Consider the following 507-nt stretch of genomic DNA (forward strand, 5'->3'; position numbering starts at 1 on the left):
GCTGTACGCGGGCCGGCCGGTGGTGATCATGCGCGGGCGCAGCGAAGTGGGCTACTTCCTGCCGGCGCGCTGCTGGCGCCAGCGTGACGATGATCCGCTGGCGGCCGCGGCCGCCGACCAGCTGCTGGATGCCGCCGGGTTCCAGGCCGAAGACATCCAGCAGGTGGAGCAGGAATTCAACGCGATGCGCCAGCGCACGGTGCTGCATTCACGGCGCTGAGCCCTCTGTTACGCCGCCGCCCCACGCTCACTGGTGATGCGTGCACCTTCGCGCATCACCAGGGTCACCGGGGTCTTTTCCACCACCTCCAGCAATCGCTGCCACTGCGCATCGCTCAGCTCGGCACTGGCATGCAGCACGCGGTGCACGTGGAGGCGCCCGTCCTCATCACGTTCCGAGCGCAGCTCGGCATGGAACTCGCCCAGGTCCCAGCCCTTGCGCTGCGCGTACATGCGCAGGGTGATGGCGGTGCACGCCGCCAGCGAGGCCAGGTACAGGTCGAACGG

2 protein-coding genes are annotated in these 507 nt (G+C 69.0%); one reads left to right on the forward strand and one right to left on the reverse strand.

Going from position 1 to position 507, the window contains the following annotated elements; genetic code table 11:
- Positions 1-220: hypothetical protein (locus D7X55_RS46005; protein ID WP_121725731.1), on the forward strand; the 220-nt coding region annotated here is incomplete at its 5' end.
- Positions 221-228: 8 nt separating this feature from the next.
- On the opposite strand, the gene D7X55_RS46010 is transcribed toward D7X55_RS46005, so the two are convergent.
- A partial coding sequence (locus tag D7X55_RS46010; protein ID WP_147470475.1) for an OsmC family protein occupies positions 229-507 on the reverse strand: 279 nt, incomplete at its 5' end.

Source organism: Corallococcus sp. AB049A, assembly GCF_003668885.1.
Lineage (GTDB): Bacteria > Myxococcota > Myxococcia > Myxococcales > Myxococcaceae > Corallococcus > Corallococcus interemptor.